The following is an 18,769-nucleotide window of genomic DNA, read 5'->3' on the forward strand; positions in this document are numbered from 1 at the left end:
CATGGCACATCATCACGCACCCTCAGGCCCGGTCGGTCCGGCGCCGTTGCCGCATCAGGTCGTCTACACGACGCTGCACTACGACACCCCGTGGTCGTACGAGAGCTATCTGAAGACCGGTGGCTACGCTGCGCTGCGCAAGATCCTCGAAGAGAAGATCGCGCCGGCCGACGTCATCGAGATGGTCAAGGCGTCCAACCTGCGCGGCCGTGGCGGCGCGGGCTTTCCGACCGGTCTGAAGTGGTCGTTCATGCCCAAGGGCACGATGCAGAAGTACATCCTGTGCAACTCGGACGAATCCGAGCCCGGAACCTGCAAGGACCGCGACATCCTGCGTTACAACCCGCACTCGGTGGTGGAGGGCATGGCGATCGCCTGCTACGCCACCGGCTCGACCGTGGGCTATAACTACCTGCGTGGTGAGTTCCACCACGAGCCGTTCGAGAACTTCGAGCTGGCGCTGGCCGATGCCTATGCCAACGGCTGGCTGGGCAAGAACATCCTCGGCAGCCGCGTGGATATCGATATCTACGGTGCGCTGGGTGCCGGCGCCTACATCTGCGGCGAAGAAACCGCGCTGATGGAATCGCTGGAAGGCAAGAAGGGCCAGCCGCGCTACAAGCCGCCGTTCCCGGCCAATTTCGGCCTGTACGGCAAGCCGACCACCATCAACAACACCGAGACCTATGCGTCGGTGCCGGCGATCATTCGCAACGGCCCGGAATGGTTCCTGGGGTTGAGCAAGACCAAGAACGGCGGCCCGAAGATCTTCTCGGTGTCCGGCTGCGTGCAGAAGGGCGGCAATTTCGAAGTGCCGCTCGGCACCACCTTCGACGAACTGCTGGAAATGGCCGGTGGCCTGCGTCCGGGCCGCAAGCTCAAGGGCGTGGTGCCTGGCGGCGTGTCGATGCCGGTGCTGAAGGCCGACCAGGTCGCCGGGCTGCAGATGGACTACGACACCTTGCGTGCGCTCGGCACCGGCCTGGGGTCGGGTGCGATCGTGGTGCTGGATGACAGCGTGTGCTGCGTGCGCTTCGCCTGCCGCATCTCGCAGTTCTTCCACAAGGAATCCTGCGGCCAGTGCACCCCGTGCCGCGAGGGCACCGGCTGGATGCACCGCGTGCTGGAGCGCATCGTTGCCGGCAAGGCGACGATGGAAGACCTGCATCAGCTGCGCACGGTTGCCGGCCAGATTGAAGGACACACCATCTGTGCGTTCGGCGAGGCGGCGGCGTGGCCGATCCAAGGCTTCCTGCGCCAGTTCTGGGACGAGTTCGAGTACTACATCGTCAACGGTCGTTCGATCGTCGACACGCACGTCGGAGTGGCCGCATGAGCGCCCAACCAGTGAACCCGAACGTGCCACCGGACCATGTCACCGTCGAGATCGACGGCCAGTCCCTGGTGGTGCCGAAGGGTTCGATGATCATCCAGGCGGCCGACAAGGCCGGCATCCCGATCCCGCGCTTCTGCTACCACGAGAAGCTGCCGATCGCGGCGAACTGCCGCATGTGCCTGGTGGACGTCGAGAAATCCCCGAAACCGTCGCCCGCCTGCGCCACGCCGGTGATGGATGGCATGAAGGTCACCACGCGTAGCGAAAAAGCGCTGAAGTACCAGCGCAGCGTGATGGAATTCCTGCTGATCAATCATCCGCTGGATTGCCCGATCTGCGATCAGGGCGGCGAGTGCGAGCTGCAGGACGTCTCGCTCGGCTACGGCCGTTCGGTCAGCCGCTTCAACGAGCGCAAGCGCGTGGTGCCGGACGAGGACATCGGTCCGCTGGTCGCCACCGAAATGACCCGCTGCATCCAGTGCACCCGTTGCGTGCGCTTCACGGCGGACATCGCCGGCACCTACGAATTGGGTGGCATGTATCGCGGTGAGAACCTGCAGATCGGCACCTACGACGGCAAGCCGCTGACCACCGAAATCTCCGGCAACGTCATCGACGTCTGCCCGGTTGGCGCGCTGACCAACAAGGTATTCCAGTTCCGTGCGCGTCCGTGGGAGCTGATGGCACGCGAATCGCTCGGCTACCACGATGCGATGGGCTCGAACCTGTTCCTGCACGTGCGTCGCGGCGAAGTGCTGCGTACCGTGCCGCGCGAGAACGAGGCGGTCAACGAGTGCTGGCTGTCCGACCGCGACCGTTATTCGCATCAGGGTCTGTACTCGGAAGACCGTGCGGTCAAGCCGCTGAAGAAGGTCAACGGGCAGTGGACCGAGGTGAGCTGGGCCGAAGGTCTGGCCGCCGCGACGCAGATCCTCCGTGACAACGCCGGCGATCAGCTCGGTGTGCTGGTGCATCCGTCCACCTCCAACGAAGAGGGCGCGTTGCTCGCACGCCTGGCCGAAGGCCTGAACAGCGGCAACCTGGATCACCGCCTGCTTAATCGCGATTTCTCCGATGCCGCGGTGGCGCAAGCGTTCGCCACGCCGCTGGCCGAGATCGAGCAGGCCGATGTGGTGGTGCTATTCGGCACCAACGTACGTCACGAGCTGCCGTTGCTGCATGCTCGCCTGCGCAAGGCCAGCATCCAGAACGGGACGCAGATCCATTCGGTCAACCCGGTCGATTTCGATTTTGCCTTCACCCAGGCAAGCCGCACGGTCGTTGCGCCGTCGCAGCTGGCTGGCGCACTGGACGATGTCGCACTACGCGATGCGGTCAAGGGCGCCACGCGCGCCGTGATCGTAGTCGGCGCACTGGCTGAAAATCATCCGCAGGCTGCCGCGTTGCGTGCTGCCGCACGCGACTTTGCCGCTGCAACCGGTGCCTCGCTGTGCCGGATCCCGCAGGGTGCGAACGCGGTCGGTCTGGTGGCGCAAGGTGTGCTGCCGACCGCGCGCGATGTCGCCGGCATGCTGGCGCAGCCGCGTCAGGCCTATGTGCTGTATGGCATCGAGCCGGGCCTGGATTTCGCCGATGCCGCCGCTGCACGCAGCGCGCTGGCGGGTGCCAAGGTGGTGGCGTTCAGCCAGTTCGCCTGTGCCTCGACGCGCGATGTGGCCGACGTGATCCTGCCGATCGGCGCACTGCCGGAAATCGACGCATCGCTGACCAATCTGGATGGCCGCGTGCAGACCGCACGTGCCGCCGGTCGCCTGCCGGTCGAAGCGCGTGAAGGCTGGCGCGTGCTGCGTGCGCTCGGTGGCGAGCTGGGTCTGGCCGGGTTCGAATTCATCGATCTGGTCGGCCTGCGCGCCGGCATGCAGAACCGCAGCGTCAGCCCCGCCGCCTCGGCGCAGCCGGCTGCGAGCAGCGATGGGCTGGAAGTTGCCGCAACCGCTGCGATCTATCGCACCGATGCGGTGGTGCGTCGCGCCGCTGCGCTGCAGTCGCATCCGCTCAACACCGCGCCGTGTGTGGCGATGCATCCGGAGCAGGCTGCGCAGTTGCAGGTCGGCGCAGGTCAGATGGTCAAGGTCGGCACCGATGCCGGTAAGGCGACGTTGCCGGTGGTGCTGGACAAGCGCGTCGCACCGGGCACGGTGTGGATCGAATCCGGCCATGGCGCAACCGCGCCGCTCGGTGCCGGTCGTGTAACGGTGGTGGTTGCATGAACGAATTGCTGTTGAACCTGGTCGATCCCCTGCACCAGTGGTTTGTCGGTCTGGGCGATGGCGGCGTGGTGCTGTGGACCGTCTTGAAGATCCTGCTGATCACCGTGCCGGTGATCGTGTCGGTGGCCTTCTACGTGGTCTGGGAGCGCAAGCTGATCGGCTGGATGCACGTGCGCCACGGGCCGATGTACGTGGGCATGGGCATCTTCCAGGCCTTCGCCGACGTGTTCAAACTCCTGTTCAAGGAGATCGTGCAACCAAGCAGCTCGCACAAGGCGATGTTCATCATCGCGCCGCTGCTGACACTGGCACCGGCCTTCGCGGCCTGGTCGGTGGTGCCGTTCGACGCGCAGCTGGTGCTGTCCAATGCCAACGTTGGCCTGCTGTACCTGCTGGCGATGACCTCGCTGGGCGTGTACGGCATCATCCTGGCCGGCTGGGCATCCAACTCCAAGTACGCGTTCCTGGGCGCGATGCGCTCGGCAGCGCAGGTGGTCAGCTACGAAATCGCGATGGGCTTTGCGTTGGTCGGCGTGATGATTGCCTCCGGCAGCGTCAATCTGAGCCAGATCGTGTTTGCGCAGGCGGGCAGCTCCGGCTTCTTCGACTGGTTCCTGATTCCGCTGTTCCCGTTGTTCATCGTGTACTGGGTGTCCGGCGTCGCCGAAACCAACCGCGCGCCGTTCGACGTGGTGGAAGGCGAATCGGAAATCGTCGCCGGGCACATGGTGGAATACTCGGGCGGTGCGTTCGCCCTGTTCTTCCTGGCCGAATACGCCAACATGATCCTGGTCAGCTTCCTGATCTCGATCTTCTTCCTCGGCGGCTGGTTGAGCCCGATCCAGGGTTGGGTCAACGCGGACATTTCGCCGTGGATCGACTGGTTGTGGAAGGGCGGTTGGCCGTGGCTGCTGATGAAGGTGTTCTTCTTCGCCAGCGCCTACATCTGGTTCCGTGCCAGCTTCCCGCGCTACCGCTATGACCAGATCATGCGTCTGGGCTGGAAGGTGTTCATTCCGCTCACGATCGTGTGGATCGCAGTGACGGCGTTGATGGTGTTTTACGGCGTGATCCAGAAGGGCGTGTAACCGATGAACAAGATCACCCATTACTTCAAGAGCCTGCTCCTGCTCGAACTGCTAGGCGGCTTGTGGCTGACGTTGAAATACACGTTCAAGCCCAAGTACACCGTGCTGTATCCGATGGAGAAGTTCCCGCAGTCGCCACGTTTCCGTGGCCTGCACGCGTTGCGTCGTTATCCCAACGGCGAAGAGCGTTGCATCGCCTGCAAACTGTGCGAAGCGGTGTGCCCGGCGCTGGCGATCACCATCGACTCGGCCAAGCGCGAGGATGGCTCGCGCCGCACCACGCGCTACGACATCGATCTGTTCAAGTGCATCTTCTGCGGCTTCTGCGAGGAAAGCTGCCCGGTGGACTCGATCGTCGAGACGCACATCCTCGAGTACCACTTCGAGAAGCGTGGCGAGAACATTGTCAACAAGCCGCAGCTGCTGGCGATCGGAGACCGGTTCGAAGCCGAGATCGCCGAGCGTCGCGCTGCCGATGCCGCCTTCCGTTGAGGTCATGATGGACTGGGTCACTATTGCTTTTTACGCCTTCTCCGCCGTCGCGGTCGTGTCCGCCGGTGCGGTGATCAGTGTGCGCAACCCGGTGTATGCCGTGTTGTGCCTGATCCTCACCTTCTTCTCGATGGCATGCATCTGGTTGCTGGTCGGCGCCGAGTTCCTTGGCGTGACGCTGGTGCTGGTCTATGTCGGCGCGGTGATGGTGCTGTTCCTGTTCGTGGTGATGATGCTGGACATCGACACCAGCCGCCTTCGCGAAGGGTGGGTCAAGTACATGCCGGTCGGTGTCATCGTGGCAGTCGCCATGCTGGCGCAGATGGTCACCCTGATCGGCGTCAAGGCGCGCAGTGCCGCGCCGTTCCCGGCCGACAATGCCGCCGCGCAGGCGGCCGATGTGTCGAACCTGACCTGGCTGGCCAAGACGCTCTATACCGAGTTCCTGCTGCCGTTCGAGTTCGCCGCAGTGATCCTGACCGTCGCCGTGGTGGCCGCCGTGATGCTGACCCTGCGCAAGCGCACCGGCATCAAGCACCAGAACGCTGGCGAGCAGTCGCGGGTGAAGGCGGGTGACCGTCTGCGCATGGTCAAAATGGCGGTTGAAAAGCCGGTACAGGTCGCGCCGAAGCTCGATGCGGCCGACGGACAGGAGGCGAAGTCTTGATTACCTTGGGCCACCTGCTTGGACTGGGCGCGGTGCTGTTCTGCATCTCGCTGGCCGGCATCTTCCTCAACCGCAAGAACGTCATCGTGTTGCTGATGTCGATCGAGCTGATGCTGCTGTCGGTCAACGTCAACTTCATTGCATTCTCGCGCGAGCTTGGCGACCCCGCCGGTCAGTTGTTCGTGTTCTTCATCCTGACCGTTGCCGCCGCGGAGGCTGCGATCGGCCTTGCGATCCTGGTGACTCTGTTCCGCACGCGCCGCACGATCAATGTGGCCGAAGTCGATACGTTGAAGGGCTGACCTGTAGATGGAAATCACTCTCTCCAAGAGTCTGTTGATTGCGGTGGTGCTTGCACCGCTGATCGGCAGCATCATCGCCGGCCTGTTCGGTCGCCAGGTGGGGCGCAAGGGTGCGCAATACGTCACCATCCTGGGTGTGGCGGTCAGCTGCGTACTGTCGTGCCTGACGCTGTATCAACTGGTGGAGCAGGGCGCCAGCCCGTTCAACCAGAACCTGTACACCTTCTTCGACGTCGGTAACTACTCGGCGCATGTCGGCTTCATGGTCGATCGCCTGACCGCGATGATGATGGTGGTGGTGACCTTCGTGTCGCTGCTGGTGCACATCTACACCATCGGCTATATGGAAGAAGACCCGGGTTACCAGCGCTTCTTCAGCTACATTTCGTTGTTCACCTTCTCCATGCTCACGCTGGTGATGAGCAACAACTTCCTGCAGCTGTTCTTCGGCTGGGAAGCGGTGGGCCTGGTGTCGTATCTGCTGATCGGCTTCTGGTTCAAGCGCCCGACCGCGGTGTTCGCCAACATGAAGGCGTTCCTGGTCAATCGCGTCGGCGACTTCGGCTTCATTCTCGGCATCGCCGGTGTGCTGCTGTGGTTCGGCTCGCTGGACTACTCCACCGTGTTCGCCAACGCGACCACCATGGCCGGTGCCAAGGTGCAGCTGTTCGCGGGCCACGAGTGGAGCGTGATGACGCTGATCTGCATCTGCCTGTTCATCGGCGCGATGGGCAAGTCGGCGCAGGTGCCGCTGCACGTGTGGCTGCCGGACTCGATGGAAGGCCCGACGCCGATTTCGGCACTGATCCATGCCGCCACGATGGTCACAGCCGGCATCTTCATGGTCGCGCGCATGTCGCCGCTGTTCGAGCTGTCGGAAACCGCGCTGAACTTCATCCTGTTCATCGGTGCGACCACGGCCTTCTTCACCGGCCTGATCGGCATTGTGCAGAACGACATCAAGCGCGTGGTTGCCTATTCGACGCTGTCACAGCTGGGTTACATGACCGTGGCGTTGGGCGTCTCCGCTTATTCGGCGGCCGTGTTCCACCTGATGACGCATGCCTTCTTCAAGGCGCTGCTGTTCCTGGCGGCCGGTTCGGTCATCATCGGCATGCACCACGAGCAGGACATGCGCAAGATGGGCGGCCTGCGCAAGTACATGAAGGTGACCTACTGGACCAGCGTGATCGGTACCTTGGCACTGGTGGGCACGCCGTTCTTCTCCGGCTTCTACTCCAAGGACACCATCATCGAAGCGGCGGCCCACCACGCCCACGAGTCGCACAGCTGGATCGCGACCTATGGCTATTGGGCAGTGCTCGGCGGCGTGCTGGTGACCAGCTTCTACAGCTTCCGTCTGCTGTTCCTGACCTTCCACGGCAAGGAACGCTTCCGCGATGCCCATGCGCACGACGCCCATGGACACCACGACAGCGCGCATACCGATGCCGAGGCGCAGGTCCACGCGCACGACAGTCATGCACACGATACGCACGGCCACGATGACCATGGTCATGGCCATCACGGTGCCCATGAGCCGCAAGAATCCAAGTGGGTGGTGACGCTGCCGCTGATCCTGCTGGCGATCCCGTCGGTGGCGATCGGTTTCTTCACCATCGGCCCGATGCTGTTCGGCACCGATTGGCAGGGCCACCACGCCGCACATGCGATGAAGGGGCAAGCAGTGTCGTTCTTCACCGGCATCGTCGACTTCTACGATCCGGCGCGCGACACCGTTGGCGCGCTGGCCGAGGAGTTCCATGGCCCGGTCGCCTTCGCGGTGCACGGCATGATGGCGGCACCATTCTTCCTGACGGTCGCCGGCCTGTTGCTGGCTGCGCTGTTCTACCTGTGGAAGCCGGAACTGGCGACCAAGTCGCGCAAGGCGTTCGCGCCGGTCGTGTGGCTGCTGGAAAACAAGTACGGCTTCGACAAGCTCTGGATCAATGGCTTCGCCGGTGGTGGCGTGGCTCTTGGCAAGGCGTCACGTGCCATCGATACCCATGTGGTCGACGGTGTCGTCGTCAATGGTTCTGCCCGACTGATCGACCTGGCTGCAAATCTGCTGCGTCGCACGCAATCCGGTTTCCTCTATCACTACGCCTTCGCAATGATCATCGGTTTGATCGCCCTGTTGGCGGTACTGATGCATTTCTGGCGTTGACCTGTACGGAATAAGAAAACGTGTCGAACTGGCCTTTACTGTCTATCTTGATCTGGCTGCCGATTATCGGTGGCGCCTTGATCCTTGCGTTGCGCAACGCCGAGACTGCCCGCTGGGCGTCCTTGGCGGTGGCGGTGGCGACCTTTGTGCTGAGTCTGCCGCTACTGAGCTACGACACCGCCAATGACGCCATGCAGTTCATCGAACTGCATGCCTGGATCCCGGCCTACAACATCGGTTACAACCTGGGCGTGGACGGCATCGCGGTCGCGTTGATCGTGCTTACCACGCTGGTGACGGTGCTGGCGCTGATCGGTGCCTGGCGCTCGATCGACAAGCGCGTCAATCAGTACGTCGCCGCCTTCCTGATTCTGGAAGGCGTCACGGTCGGCATCTTTGCCGCGACCGACGCGATGCTGTTCTATGTCTTCTTCGAAGCCATGCTAATCCCGATGTTCCTGATCATCGGCGTCTGGGGCGGTCCGCGGCGCATCTACGCGGCGATGAAGTTCTTCCTGTACACCTTCCTCGGCTCGGTACTGATGCTGGTGGGCCTGGTCTACCTGTATCTGAAGGGCGGCAGCTTCCAGCTGGCCGACCTGTACGCGCTGCAGCTGACCGCCAAGGAGCAGACCTGGATCTTCTTCGCCTTCCTGATCGCGTTTGCGGTCAAGGTGCCGATGTTCCCGGTGCACACCTGGCTGCCGGATGCGCACGTCGAGGCGCCGACCGCCGGCTCGGTGATCCTGGCTGCGATCGCGTTGAAGATCGGTGGCTACGGCTTCCTGCGCTTCAACCTGCCGATCGTGCCGGATGCGAGCCATGAGTTCGCATGGCTGGTCATTACGCTGTCGCTGATCGCGGTGGTCTACGTCGGCCTGGTGGCCCTGGTGCAGGACGACATGAAGAAGCTGGTGGCGTATTCGTCCATCGCGCACATGGGCTTTGTCACCCTCGGCACCTTCATCGCCTTCACCCTTGTGCGTGAGTACGGCAGCACCGATGCCGCCCGTCTGGGCCTGCAGGGTGCGATGGTGCAGATGATTTCGCACGGCTTCGTGTCCGGTGCGATGTTCTCCTGCATCGGCGTGCTGTACGACCGCATGCATACCCGCCGCATCGCCGATTACGGCGGCGTGGTCAACGTGATGCCGTGGTTTGCGACGTTCTCCATGCTGTTCTTCATGGCCAATGCCGGCCTGCCGGGCACCAGTGGTTTCGTCGGCGAGTTTATGGTGATTCTGGCCAGCTTCCAGAAGCATCCTCTGGTCGCTTTCGCCGCCGCCACCACGCTGGTGATCACCGCCGCTTATACGCTGTGGCTGTACAAGCGCGTGTTCTTCGGCGAAGTGGCCAATGCCCATGTGGCCGAGCTGAAGGACATCAATGGCCGTGAGGCGTTCGTGCTGGGGGTGTTCGCCGTTGGCGTGCTGGCCCTGGGCCTGTATCCGAAGCCGCTGACCGATCTGATGGAACCATCGATCGCCAAGCTGGCTACCCAGATTGCCGCGACCAAGCTGTAACAGCTTGCCGTACGTTTTGATTTCCAGGATTTGATGATGACCACGCCAACGCTCGCGCCGTTGACCACCGCTGACCTGGCTCCGCTTGTTCCGGAGCTGGTGCTGATCGGCGGCGCCTTTGCACTGCTGATGCTCGACCTGTTCGTGAGCCAGCGGAACAAGGTCTGGACCCACCTGTTCTCCGTTGCCGTGCTTGCGGTGGTGTTCGCGTTGTTGGCGACCGGCACGGGCGGGCAGGGCGAGATCTTCCACGGCATGTTCGTGCGCGACACCGCGGCCGACGTGATGAAGACGGTGATCGTGCTGGTCAGCGGCCTGAGCCTGGTCTACGGCTGGACCTACCTGCGCGAGCGCAATCTCTATCAGGGCGAGATCCCGGTGCTGGTGTTGTTCGCCACTGCCGGCATGATGCTGCTGACCTCGGCGGGCAGCCTGCTGATGGTGTATCTGGGCCTGGAGCTGCTCGCGCTGTGCTCATATGCGCTGGTCGCCTCCAATCGTGACAATGGCCTGGCCAGCGAAGCGGCGATGAAGTATTTCGTGCTCGGTTCGTTGGCCTCGGGTCTGCTGCTGTACGGCATGTCGCTGGTCTACGGCGCCACCGGGACGCTGAGCCTGAGCGGCATCCACGATGCGATCGAAGGCTCCAACGAACGCACGCTGCTGCTGACCGGCACCATCTTCATGATCGCCGGTGTGGCGTTCAAGCTGGGCGCTGCGCCGTTCCACATGTGGCTGCCCGACGTGTACCAGGGCGCGCCCGCACCGATCGCCTTGTTCATCAGCTCTGCGCCCAAGCTCGCCGCCTTCGGTATGGCGTATCGCCTGCTCGAGGTCGGCATGGGTCCGCTGTCGCCGCAGTGGCATCTGTTGATCGGCGGCCTGTCGGCAGTGTCGCTGGTGATCGGCAACCTGATGGCGATTGCACAGAGCAACCTCAAGCGCATGCTGGCGTACTCAACCGTCTCGCACATCGGCTTTCTGTTGATGGGCGTGGCCGGCGGTGGCGAGGAGGGCTATGCCGCGGCGATGTTCTATGCGGTGAGCTACACCATCATGTCGACCGCCGCGTTCGGCGCGATCATCGCGTTGTCGCGCAACGGCTTCGAAGCCGAGAACATCGACGACTTCAAGGGACTCAACGCACGCAATCCGTGGATGGCCGGCCTGGTGCTGTGCATCATGGCCTCGCTTGCGGGTATCCCGCCGTTCCTGGGGTTCTGGAACAAGCTGGCAGTGCTCGGCGCAGCGGTGAAGGGCGACATGTTGTGGCTGGCCTTGGTCGGTGTGCTCTGCGCGGTGATCGGCGCCTACTACTATCTGCGGGTCATCAAGGTCATGTACTTCGATGAGCCGGTGGGTGAGCCGCTGCCGGCCAACAACGATCGTGTGCTGGGTACCGTGCTTGGCGTCAACGCGCTTGCGTTGCTTGCGCTGGGCCTGGCCTGGAGCCCGATCATGGTGTGGTGCCAGCGTGCATTTGCAGGCCTTGCCTGAGTCACGCGTCCTTGCATGACCTCGCGGCGCGTGTGTTACGCGCGCCGTCGAGGGAGAACTGAAATAAAGTCGTGATTGCTGTTTCGTTTTTGTTGCAATGCGGTTATCATTTGCCGCGACGTTGAAGACCCCCAGGGTTTTCAATCGATGAAAAACTAGGGCTTGCAATTGCCGCTCAAGTTCTTCATAATTCCGCTTCTGCTGCGGGGTGGAGCAGTCTGGCAGCTCGTCGGGCTCATAACCCGAAGGTCGCAGGTTCAAATCCTGCCCCCGCTACCAAGTCTTGAAGTACTGCTTTAATGCGATGCCTTAGGGCAGTACTTCAGCTTCTTGGATCGCAAAGACGCATGTTCCCGTCTTTGCGCCGACCCTGAGAGGTCGGGCTTTTTTCACGCAAGGGGCCCATCGGGCCCCTTGTTTTTTCCGGAACCGGAAAGTTTGCTGCCGGTTGCCGGGGTTCTACTGGCAATCATCTGATCAGGGCAGTCTGTGAGCGAAAAAGCGACCGAAATCGCGAATCTGCTGAGTCCAACGGTTGAGTCCTTGGGCTTGGAACTGCTGGGTGTGGAATATCTTCCCGCTCCAGGTGGCGCCACATTGCGCCTGTACATCGATGTGCCGCTGGCCGAGCAGCCCGAGCGTGTCATCAACGTCGACGACTGCGAGCGCGTGAGCCGCGAAGTCTCGGCCCAGCTCGACGTCGAAGACCCCATCACCGGCAACTACACGCTCGAGGTGTCCTCGCCGGGTGTGGACCGTCCGTTGTTCACGCTGGAGCAGTTCGGCCGTCACGTTGGCGAGTCCGCCAAGATCGTGCTGAGGCTGGCGCAGGATGGCCGGCGCCGCTTCCAGGGCCAGATCGTGCGGATCGATTCCGAGGCGGACGCGGTGGTGTTCGCCGTCGACGGCAAGGATGTGCAGATCGGCTTCGACAACATCGACAAGGCGCGCATCCTGCCGGATTGGGTCGCCCTGGGCCTGGCCCCGCAAAAACCGAACAAGCCCGGCCCGAAAAAACCCGGGCACGACAAGAAGAAACCATCCAACGAGTCGGCGGCTGGCAAGCCGCGCGCGGAGTGACGAAATGAGCAAGGAACTTTTGCTGGTAGTGGATGCGGTGGCCAACGAAAAGGGCGTGCCGCGCGAAGTGATCTTCGATGCGATCGAGGCCGCGCTGGCTTCCGCAGCGAAGAAGCGCTATCCCGACCAGGACGTGCTGACGCGCGTGACCATCGACCACAAGGACGGTAACTACGAAACCTATCGTCGTTGGGAAGTGGTTGCCGACGATGTCGTGATGGAATCCCCGGATCGCCAGGTGCGTCTGATGGATGCCGTCGACGAAGCCGACGGCGTGGATGTGGGCGACTACATCGAAGAACAGATTGAAAACCCGGACTTCGGCCGTATCGCGGCGCAGGCTGCCAAGCAGGTGATCGTGCAGCGTGTGCGCGAGGCCGAGCGTCAGCAGGTGGTCGATGCCTGGAAGGATCGCGTTGGCGAGTTGATCACCGGTGTGGTCAAGCGCGCCGAGCGCGGCAACATCTTTGTCGATCTGGGCGGCAATGCCGAAGCCTTCATTCCCAAGGACAAGGGCATTCCGCGCGACGTGCTGCGCCCCGGCGACCGCGTGCGCGGCTATCTGGCCGAAGTGCGTTCCGAGCCACGCGGCCCGCAGCTGTTCATCAGCCGCGCCGCGCCGGAATTCATGATCGAGCTGTTCAAGCTCGAAGTGCCGGAAGTGGGCCAGGGCCTGGTCGAGATCAAGGCCTGTGCACGCGATCCGGGCGACCGCGCCAAGATTGCAGTGATTGCGCACGACACCCGCACCGATCCGATCGGCGCGTGCATCGGTATGCGTGGTTCGCGCGTGCAGGCGGTGTCCAACGAGCTCAATGGCGAGCGCGTGGACATCGTGTTGTGGAACGAGAACCCGGCCAACTTCGTCATCAATGCAATGGCGCCGGCCGAAGTACAGTCGATCATCGTCGATGAAGACAAGCATTCGATGGATCTGGCCGTGGCGGAAGATCGCCTGGCCCAGGCGATCGGCAAGGGCGGCCAGAACGTGCGCCTGGCCAGCCGCCTGACCGGTTGGCAGCTCAACGTGATGACCGCCGACCAGGTGGCCGCCAAGTCCGAAGCCGAGCAGACCTCCGCGCGCCAGTTGTTCATGGATCGCCTGGAGGTGGACGAAGAAATCGCAGCGATCCTGGTGACCGAAGGCTTCAATACGGTCGAGGAAATCGCCTACGTGCCGGTCGGCGAGTTGCTGGCGGTGGAAGGCTTCGACGAAGACATCGTCGAAGAGTTGCGTGCCCGTGCCCGCGATGCGTTGCTCAACGCCGCGCTGGCAGAAGAAGAAGGCCTGGAAGGAACTCAGCCCACCGAGGACCTGCTGGCGCTGGAGGGGATGGACGAGGAAACGGCCTTTGCTCTGGCCGAGCACGGCGTGCGCACCAGCGAGGACTTGTCCGACCTGGCAGCGGACGAGATCGTCGACTTCGGCATCGAGGGTTTGACCCAGGAGCGCGCCGCGGCGCTGATCCTGGCGGCCCGCGCCGAGGAGATCGCCCGTTTGGAGCGCGGCGAATGAGCCGGCAATGAACCGCGCCCTGACCCCATCAGGGCTTAGAATCAGCGTTTCCCTTGCTCTGGGCGAGGGGGCGCCAACCAGATCATAGGATCCGAATGTCGCAGCAAACCACCATCCGCAAGCTTGCCGAACTGGTCAATACGCCGGTCGATAAACTGCTGGTTCAACTGGCCGAGGCCGGAATGAAGTTCAGCGGTCCCGACCAGGTCGTGACCAGCACCGAGAAGATGAAACTGCTTGGCTTCCTGCGCCGCACGCACGGCAAGGCCGAGACGCCTGCCGAAGCGGCAAGCGAAGCAGCCAAGAAGATCACGCTCAACCGGCGCAAGCTGCAGGAAGTCACGGTCAGCGCCGGCCGCACCAAGACCACGGTCAACGTGGAAGTGCGGCAGAAGCGCACCTACGTGAAGTCAGAGAACGAGGGCAGCGGCCGTGCCGCGCCGATGACGCCGGACGAAGAGCGCGCCGACATCCTGGCCAAGCTCGCCGCCTCGCGTCAGCGCAATCTCGACGAGCAGCAGGCGCTGGCCGAAAGCGATCGTTTGCGTGATGAAGCGATTCAGCGCAAGCGTGAAGAAGAGCAGGCCGCCAAGGACCGTGCAGAAGCCGAGCGCAAGGCTGCCGAGGAAGCCGCTGCGGCTGCCAGTGCGCCGGCCCCGGTGGCTGCTGCGCCGACGCCATCAGCGCCTGCCGCGCGTGCACCGTCTTCGCCGTCGTCGGCACCGCGTCCGGCCCGTCCGGCTGGCGCCTCGCCTGCCTCGCGTCCGGCGACGCCGGCACGTCCGGACGATCGCAACAATGCCGCCAAGCACAAGACGCGCGGTTCGCACGTCATGGTGGCCGGTGTCGAGGACGACGATGCGACCAAGCGTTTTGCCGGGCAGTTGCATCTGTCTGCGGCCGATCGTGCGCGCCGTTCCAACGTGCGCGGCAAGCCGACCGGTCGTCCGGGTTCGTCGTCCTCGCGTCGTGGCAACGACAGCGGTCGTGGCGGCAATCAGGGCAATAGCGGTCCGCACGGGTTCGAGCGTCCGACCGCACCGGTGGTGCGCGAAGTGGCGATCGGCGAAACCATCACCGTGGCCGACCTGGCGCAGAAGCTTGCGCTCAAGGGCGGCGACGTAGTCAAGGCGCTGTTCAAGATGGGCGTCATGGCGACCATCACCCAGAGCATCGATCATGACACCGCCGCGCTGGTGACCGAAGAGCTCGGCCACAAGGCCGTGCGTGCCGACAATGCCGACTTCGAGGATGCGCTGCTGGCGCATGCCGAAGATGCGCAGGGCGAGACCACCTCGCGTCCGCCGGTGGTGACCATCATGGGTCACGTCGATCACGGCAAGACCTCGCTGCTGGACTATATCCGTCGCACCAAGATTGCCTCGGGCGAAGCCGGTGGCATCACCCAGCACATCGGTGCGTACCACGTCGAAACCGGCCGTGGCGTCATCAGCTTCCTGGATACGCCCGGCCATGCCGCGTTTACCTCGATGCGTGCCCGTGGCGCCAAGATCACCGACATCGTGGTGCTGGTGGTCGCGGCAGACGACGGCGTGATGCCGCAGACCAAGGAGGCGGTGGCGCATGCCAAGGCGGCGGGCGTTCCGTTGATCGTGGCGGTCAACAAGATCGACAAGGCCGGCGCGGACCCGCTGCGGGTCAAGAACGAGTTGCTGGCCGAAAATGTGGTGGCCGAAGAGTTCGGTGGCGATACCCAGTTCATCGAAGTGTCGGCCAAGGTCGGTACCGGTGTGGACACGCTGCTGGACGCGATCTCGCTGCAGGCCGAAGTGCTGGAACTCAAGGCAGTGGCCGACGGCCGCGCCAGCGGTACCGTGATCGAATCGTCGCTGGACAAGGGCCGTGGCCCGGTCGCAACGGTGCTGGTGCAGCAGGGCGCGCTGAAGCGTGGCGATTACCTGGTGTGCGGCATCCAGTACGGCCGTGTGCGTGCGCTGTTCGACGAGACCGGCCACCAGCCGGCCTCGGCCGGCCCGTCGATCCCGGTGCAGGTGCTCGGTCTGTCCGGCGTGCCGGAAGCCGGCGACGACTTCGTGGTCGTCGACGACGAGCGTCTGGCCAAGGACGTGGCGCAGCAGCGCGAAACCAAGCGTCGCGAGTCGCGTCTGGTCGCCTCGGCAACCAACCGCATGGAAGACATCTTGGCCCAGATGGGCAAGGGCGAAGGTCTGCAGGTGTTGAACCTGGTGATCAAGGCCGATGTGCAGGGTTCGGTGGAAGCGCTCAAGCAGTCGCTGGTGGCGTTGTCCAACGACGACATCCGCATCAACGTGATCCACTCCGGCGTGGGCGGCATCACCGAGTCGGATGCGAATTCGGCAGCGGCTTCCAAGGCCACGATCATCGGCTTCAACGTGCGTGCCGATGCCTCGGCGCGCAAGATCGTCGAGTCCAACGGCATCGATCTGCGTTACTTCTCGATCATCTATGACGTGATCGACCAAGTGAAGCAGGTGGCGTCCGGTCTGCTCGGCGTGGAAATCCGCGAAGAGATCATCGGTATCGCGCAGGTCCGCGACGTGTTCCGCAGCTCCAAGTTCGGCGCGGTTGCAGGCTGCATGATCATCGAAGGCGTGGTGAAGCGCAGCAAGCCGATCCGCGTGCTTCGCGACAGCGTCGTGGTGTTCGAGGGCGAGCTGGAATCGTTGCGCCGCTTCAAGGAAAACGTCGAGGAAGTGCGCAACGGTACCGAGTGCGGTATCGGCGTGAAGGCCTACAACGACGTCAAGGCCGGCGATCAGATCGAGTGCTTCGAGCGTATCGAAGTCGCCCGCACGCTATAACGGTTGCCGGGGCCTGCGGGCCCCGGACTCCGTCAAACGGAGTCGTTCTGCAACGCAAGTTCTGCAAGGCGAGGGCGGCATGGCCGCCCGCGTCCGTTTTTGGCTTCGGTGCCAACTGGCCCTCCGAATCAACCAGGTCTACGACCATGCCAACCAAATCATTCCATCGCACCGACCGCGTGTCGGCGCAGGTGCGTCGCGACCTCGGCACGATCGTGCACGCGGCCGTTCGCGACCACGGCCTGCCGTCGGTCAGCGTGTCCGACGTCGAAATCAGCCGCGACCTGGCGCATGCCAAGGTGTTCGTCACCGCGCTGCAGCAGGAGCGCTCGGCTGAAGCGGTCAAGGGGCTCAAGGAAATCGCCGGGCAGCTGCGCACGCAGTTGGCACGCGCGATGAAGCTGCGGCATGTGCCCGAGCTGCATTTCCACTACGACGATTCGGTCGACCGCGGCGAGCGTATCGACAACCTGCTGCGTGACCTGGACGATGTCGGCCCCGAGGCCGCGTCCAGCGACGAGGACGCCGAGCAGCGCTGAGCGCTGCCGGCCGGCCGCCTGTTGACCAGCGGCCCTGATTTCAACGGGCGCGCACGGTGCCCGATTCGAGCACTGATCTCTTGAAACCCCGCATCGTCTATCGCCCGTTGCACGGCATCCTGTTGCTCGACAAGCCGGCTGGAGTCAGCTCCAACACGGCATTGCAGTCCGCACGCCGCTTGCTGCGGGCCGAAAAGGGCGGCCACACCGGCAGCCTGGACCCGCTGGCCACCGGTCTGCTGCCGCTGTGTCTGGGCGAGGCGACCAAGATTGCCGGCCTGCTGCTCGGTTCGGCCAAGGCCTACGACGCCGAGATCGTGCTGGGTGTCACCACCGATACCGACGACGCCGATGGCCTGGTGTTGCGCGAGCGTGCGGTGCCGGCACTGGACGAAGGCGCGCTGCGTGCAGCGCTGACCCCCTTCATCGGGCGCATCCGCCAACAGGCGCCGATCTATTCCGCGCTCAAGCAGGGCGGCGAGCCGCTCTACGCCAAGGCGCGCCGTGGCGAGGCGGTCGAGGCGCCGGTACGCGAGGTCGACGTGCAGGCGATCGACGTGATCGGCTACGCCGCGCCGCGGCTGCAACTGCGCGTGACCTGCGGCTCGGGCACCTACATCCGCAGCCTGGCGCGCGATCTGGGCGAAGTGCTGGGCTGCGGTGCGCATATCGCCTCGCTGCGCCGGCTCTGGGTCGAGCCGTTTCGCGCGCCGCAGATGATCACGCTGGAGGCGTTGTCCGCTGCTCTGGAAGCAGGCACCGAGGCGCAGGATTTGTTGCTGCCGATCGAGGCCGGACTGGCCGATTTTGCGCGGATCGTGCTCGATGCGGCGCATGCGGCGCGTTTTCGCATGGGCCAGCGTCTGCGCGATGCGGCATTTCCGGCTGGCCAGGTGGCGGTGTTCGGAGCCGACGGAATCCCCTCAGGCCTAGGCCTGGTGGACGCGGAGGGGCGCTTGTCGCCGCAGCGATTGTTCAATGGACTGAACGAAGCACCGGCTTGTTAAGTTTTAGTCAACTTGTCCCCCGGCTCGCACGACGTTACAATTTTGCGGCCCTGATCGGGGCACCTTCAGCGCCAAGCGCGCTCATCCCAAGCAAACGGCGAGTCCGGCGGTGCGTCCTGCACGTTCCTGTCGACCACGCATCTATCGAGTAAATATCATGTCCATCGACACCCAGAAAGTTATTGAAGACAACAAGCGCAGCGCCCAGGACACCGGTTCGCCGGAAGTCCAGGTCGCCCTGCTGACCGCGCGCATCGAGCTGCTGACCGGTCACTTCAAGACCCACAAGAAGGATCACCACAGCCGTCGTGGCCTGCTGCAGATGGTCAACCGCCGCCGCAGCCTGCTCGACTACCTGAAGAAGAAGGACAATGAGCGTTACAAGTCCTTGATCGAGAAGCTCGGCCTGCGCCGCTAATCGAGTCCTACCGCCGCGGCGCAGCGATGCGCCGCGGCTTTGTTTTGGTCAGTCGCATTACGTTATCTGCAGCATGCAGTTCATGAGCATGCAGTTCATGGG

15 protein-coding genes and 1 tRNA gene are annotated in these 18,769 nt (G+C 63.5%); all 16 read left to right on the plus strand.

Going from position 1 to position 18,769, the window contains the following annotated elements; genetic code table 11:
• The first annotated feature begins 1 nt into the window (after window position 1).
• The 16 genes from nuoF to rpsO all read left to right on the plus strand — a co-directional run bounded on the left by nuoF (window position 2) and on the right by rpsO (window position 18,667).
• Complete coding sequence (nuoF, locus tag LL972_RS11740) at window positions 2-1,336, plus strand: NADH-quinone oxidoreductase subunit NuoF (RefSeq protein WP_228327758.1); 1,335 nt, start codon at window positions 2-4, stop codon at window positions 1,334-1,336.
• Window positions 1,333-3,567, plus strand: coding sequence for an NADH-quinone oxidoreductase subunit NuoG (nuoG, locus tag LL972_RS11745; protein ID WP_228327759.1), 2,235 nt, complete (start codon window positions 1,333-1,335; stop codon window positions 3,565-3,567). Before nuoF ends, nuoG begins: the two co-directional genes overlap by 4 nt.
• Window positions 3,564-4,655, plus strand: coding sequence for an NADH-quinone oxidoreductase subunit NuoH (gene nuoH, locus LL972_RS11750; RefSeq protein WP_039522183.1), 1,092 nt, complete (start codon window positions 3,564-3,566; stop codon window positions 4,653-4,655). The genes nuoG and nuoH overlap by 4 nt, the downstream gene beginning before the upstream one ends.
• A 3-nt stretch (window positions 4,656-4,658) precedes the next feature.
• Window positions 4,659-5,147 carry an NADH-quinone oxidoreductase subunit NuoI gene (nuoI, locus tag LL972_RS11755; protein WP_102584828.1) on the plus strand — a complete coding sequence of 163 codons (489 nt, stop codon included), beginning with the start codon at window positions 4,659-4,661 and terminating at the stop codon, window positions 5,145-5,147.
• Window positions 5,148-5,151: 4 nt separating this feature from the next.
• The gene (locus tag LL972_RS11760) at window positions 5,152-5,814 is read left to right on the plus strand and encodes an NADH-quinone oxidoreductase subunit J (RefSeq protein WP_181109131.1); all 663 of its coding nucleotides are present in this window, start codon (window positions 5,152-5,154) and stop codon (window positions 5,812-5,814) included.
• Window positions 5,811-6,116, plus strand: a complete 306-nt coding sequence (nuoK, locus tag LL972_RS11765) for an NADH-quinone oxidoreductase subunit NuoK (protein WP_006450557.1) — start codon at window positions 5,811-5,813, stop codon at window positions 6,114-6,116. The genes LL972_RS11760 and nuoK overlap by 4 nt, the downstream gene beginning before the upstream one ends.
• A 7-nt stretch (window positions 6,117-6,123) precedes the next feature.
• Window positions 6,124-8,283 (plus strand): NADH-quinone oxidoreductase subunit L, encoded by a 2,160-nt coding sequence (gene nuoL, locus LL972_RS11770; RefSeq protein ID WP_228327760.1) that lies wholly within the window; start codon window positions 6,124-6,126, stop codon window positions 8,281-8,283.
• A 20-nt stretch (window positions 8,284-8,303) separates the two neighbouring features.
• Complete coding sequence (locus LL972_RS11775) at window positions 8,304-9,806, plus strand: NADH-quinone oxidoreductase subunit M (RefSeq protein ID WP_228327761.1); 1,503 nt, start codon at window positions 8,304-8,306, stop codon at window positions 9,804-9,806.
• Window positions 9,807-9,842: 36 nt separating this feature from the next.
• Window positions 9,843-11,303, plus strand: a complete 1,461-nt coding sequence (gene nuoN / locus LL972_RS11780) for an NADH-quinone oxidoreductase subunit NuoN (protein ID WP_228327762.1) — start codon at window positions 9,843-9,845, stop codon at window positions 11,301-11,303.
• A gap of 202 nt (window positions 11,304-11,505) precedes the next feature.
• Window positions 11,506-11,582, plus strand: a tRNA-Met gene (locus LL972_RS11785).
• A 210-nt stretch (window positions 11,583-11,792) separates the two neighbouring features.
• On the plus strand, window positions 11,793-12,383 hold the full coding sequence (gene rimP / locus LL972_RS11790; protein WP_228327763.1) for a ribosome maturation factor RimP: 591 nt from the start codon (window positions 11,793-11,795) through the stop codon (window positions 12,381-12,383).
• A gap of 4 nt (window positions 12,384-12,387) precedes the next feature.
• Entirely contained in the window at window positions 12,388-13,899 is a 1,512-nt protein-coding gene (gene nusA / locus LL972_RS11795; RefSeq protein WP_016903006.1) for a transcription termination factor NusA, read from the plus strand.
• A gap of 95 nt (window positions 13,900-13,994) precedes the next feature.
• Window positions 13,995-16,703, plus strand: a complete 2,709-nt coding sequence (infB, locus tag LL972_RS11800) for a translation initiation factor IF-2 (protein WP_228327764.1) — start codon at window positions 13,995-13,997, stop codon at window positions 16,701-16,703.
• A 146-nt stretch (window positions 16,704-16,849) separates the two neighbouring features.
• Entirely contained in the window at window positions 16,850-17,242 is a 393-nt protein-coding gene (gene rbfA / locus LL972_RS11805; protein ID WP_024937968.1) for a 30S ribosome-binding factor RbfA, read from the plus strand.
• 80 nt (window positions 17,243-17,322) lie between these two features.
• Window positions 17,323-18,249 carry a tRNA pseudouridine(55) synthase TruB gene (truB, locus tag LL972_RS11810; protein WP_228327765.1) on the plus strand — a complete coding sequence of 309 codons (927 nt, stop codon included), beginning with the start codon at window positions 17,323-17,325 and terminating at the stop codon, window positions 18,247-18,249.
• 157 nt (window positions 18,250-18,406) lie between these two features.
• Window positions 18,407-18,667: a 30S ribosomal protein S15 gene (gene rpsO / locus LL972_RS11815; protein ID WP_228327766.1), complete on the plus strand. Its 261-nt coding sequence runs from the start codon at window positions 18,407-18,409 to the stop codon at window positions 18,665-18,667.
• Window positions 18,668-18,769: the final 102 nt, after the last annotated feature.

The organism is Xanthomonas campestris pv. asclepiadis (assembly GCF_020784175.1).
GTDB lineage: Bacteria > Pseudomonadota > Gammaproteobacteria > Xanthomonadales > Xanthomonadaceae > Xanthomonas > Xanthomonas campestris_D.

Excerpts from the sequence above, each read along its gene's own strand:
- rpsO (WP_228327766.1), top strand. The coding sequence starts at position 18,407 with ATGTCCATCGACACCCAGAAAGTTATTGAAGACAACAAGCGCAGCGCC.
- nuoI (WP_102584828.1), top strand. The coding sequence starts at position 4,659 with ATGAACAAGATCACCCATTACTTCAAGAGCCTGCTCCTGCTCGAACTG.
- nusA (WP_016903006.1), top strand. The coding sequence starts at position 12,388 with ATGAGCAAGGAACTTTTGCTGGTAGTGGATGCGGTGGCCAACGAAAAG.
- nuoG (WP_228327759.1), top strand. The coding sequence starts at position 1,333 with ATGAGCGCCCAACCAGTGAACCCGAACGTGCCACCGGACCATGTCACC.
- nuoL (WP_228327760.1), top strand. The coding sequence starts at position 6,124 with ATGGAAATCACTCTCTCCAAGAGTCTGTTGATTGCGGTGGTGCTTGCA.
- nuoH (WP_039522183.1), top strand. The coding sequence starts at position 3,564 with ATGAACGAATTGCTGTTGAACCTGGTCGATCCCCTGCACCAGTGGTTT.
- nuoN (WP_228327762.1), top strand. The coding sequence starts at position 9,843 with ATGACCACGCCAACGCTCGCGCCGTTGACCACCGCTGACCTGGCTCCG.
- rbfA (WP_024937968.1), top strand. The coding sequence starts at position 16,850 with ATGCCAACCAAATCATTCCATCGCACCGACCGCGTGTCGGCGCAGGTG.
- LL972_RS11760 (WP_181109131.1), top strand. The coding sequence starts at position 5,152 with ATGATGGACTGGGTCACTATTGCTTTTTACGCCTTCTCCGCCGTCGCG.
- nuoF (WP_228327758.1), top strand. The coding sequence starts at position 2 with ATGGCACATCATCACGCACCCTCAGGCCCGGTCGGTCCGGCGCCGTTG.
- infB (WP_228327764.1), top strand. The coding sequence starts at position 13,995 with ATGTCGCAGCAAACCACCATCCGCAAGCTTGCCGAACTGGTCAATACG.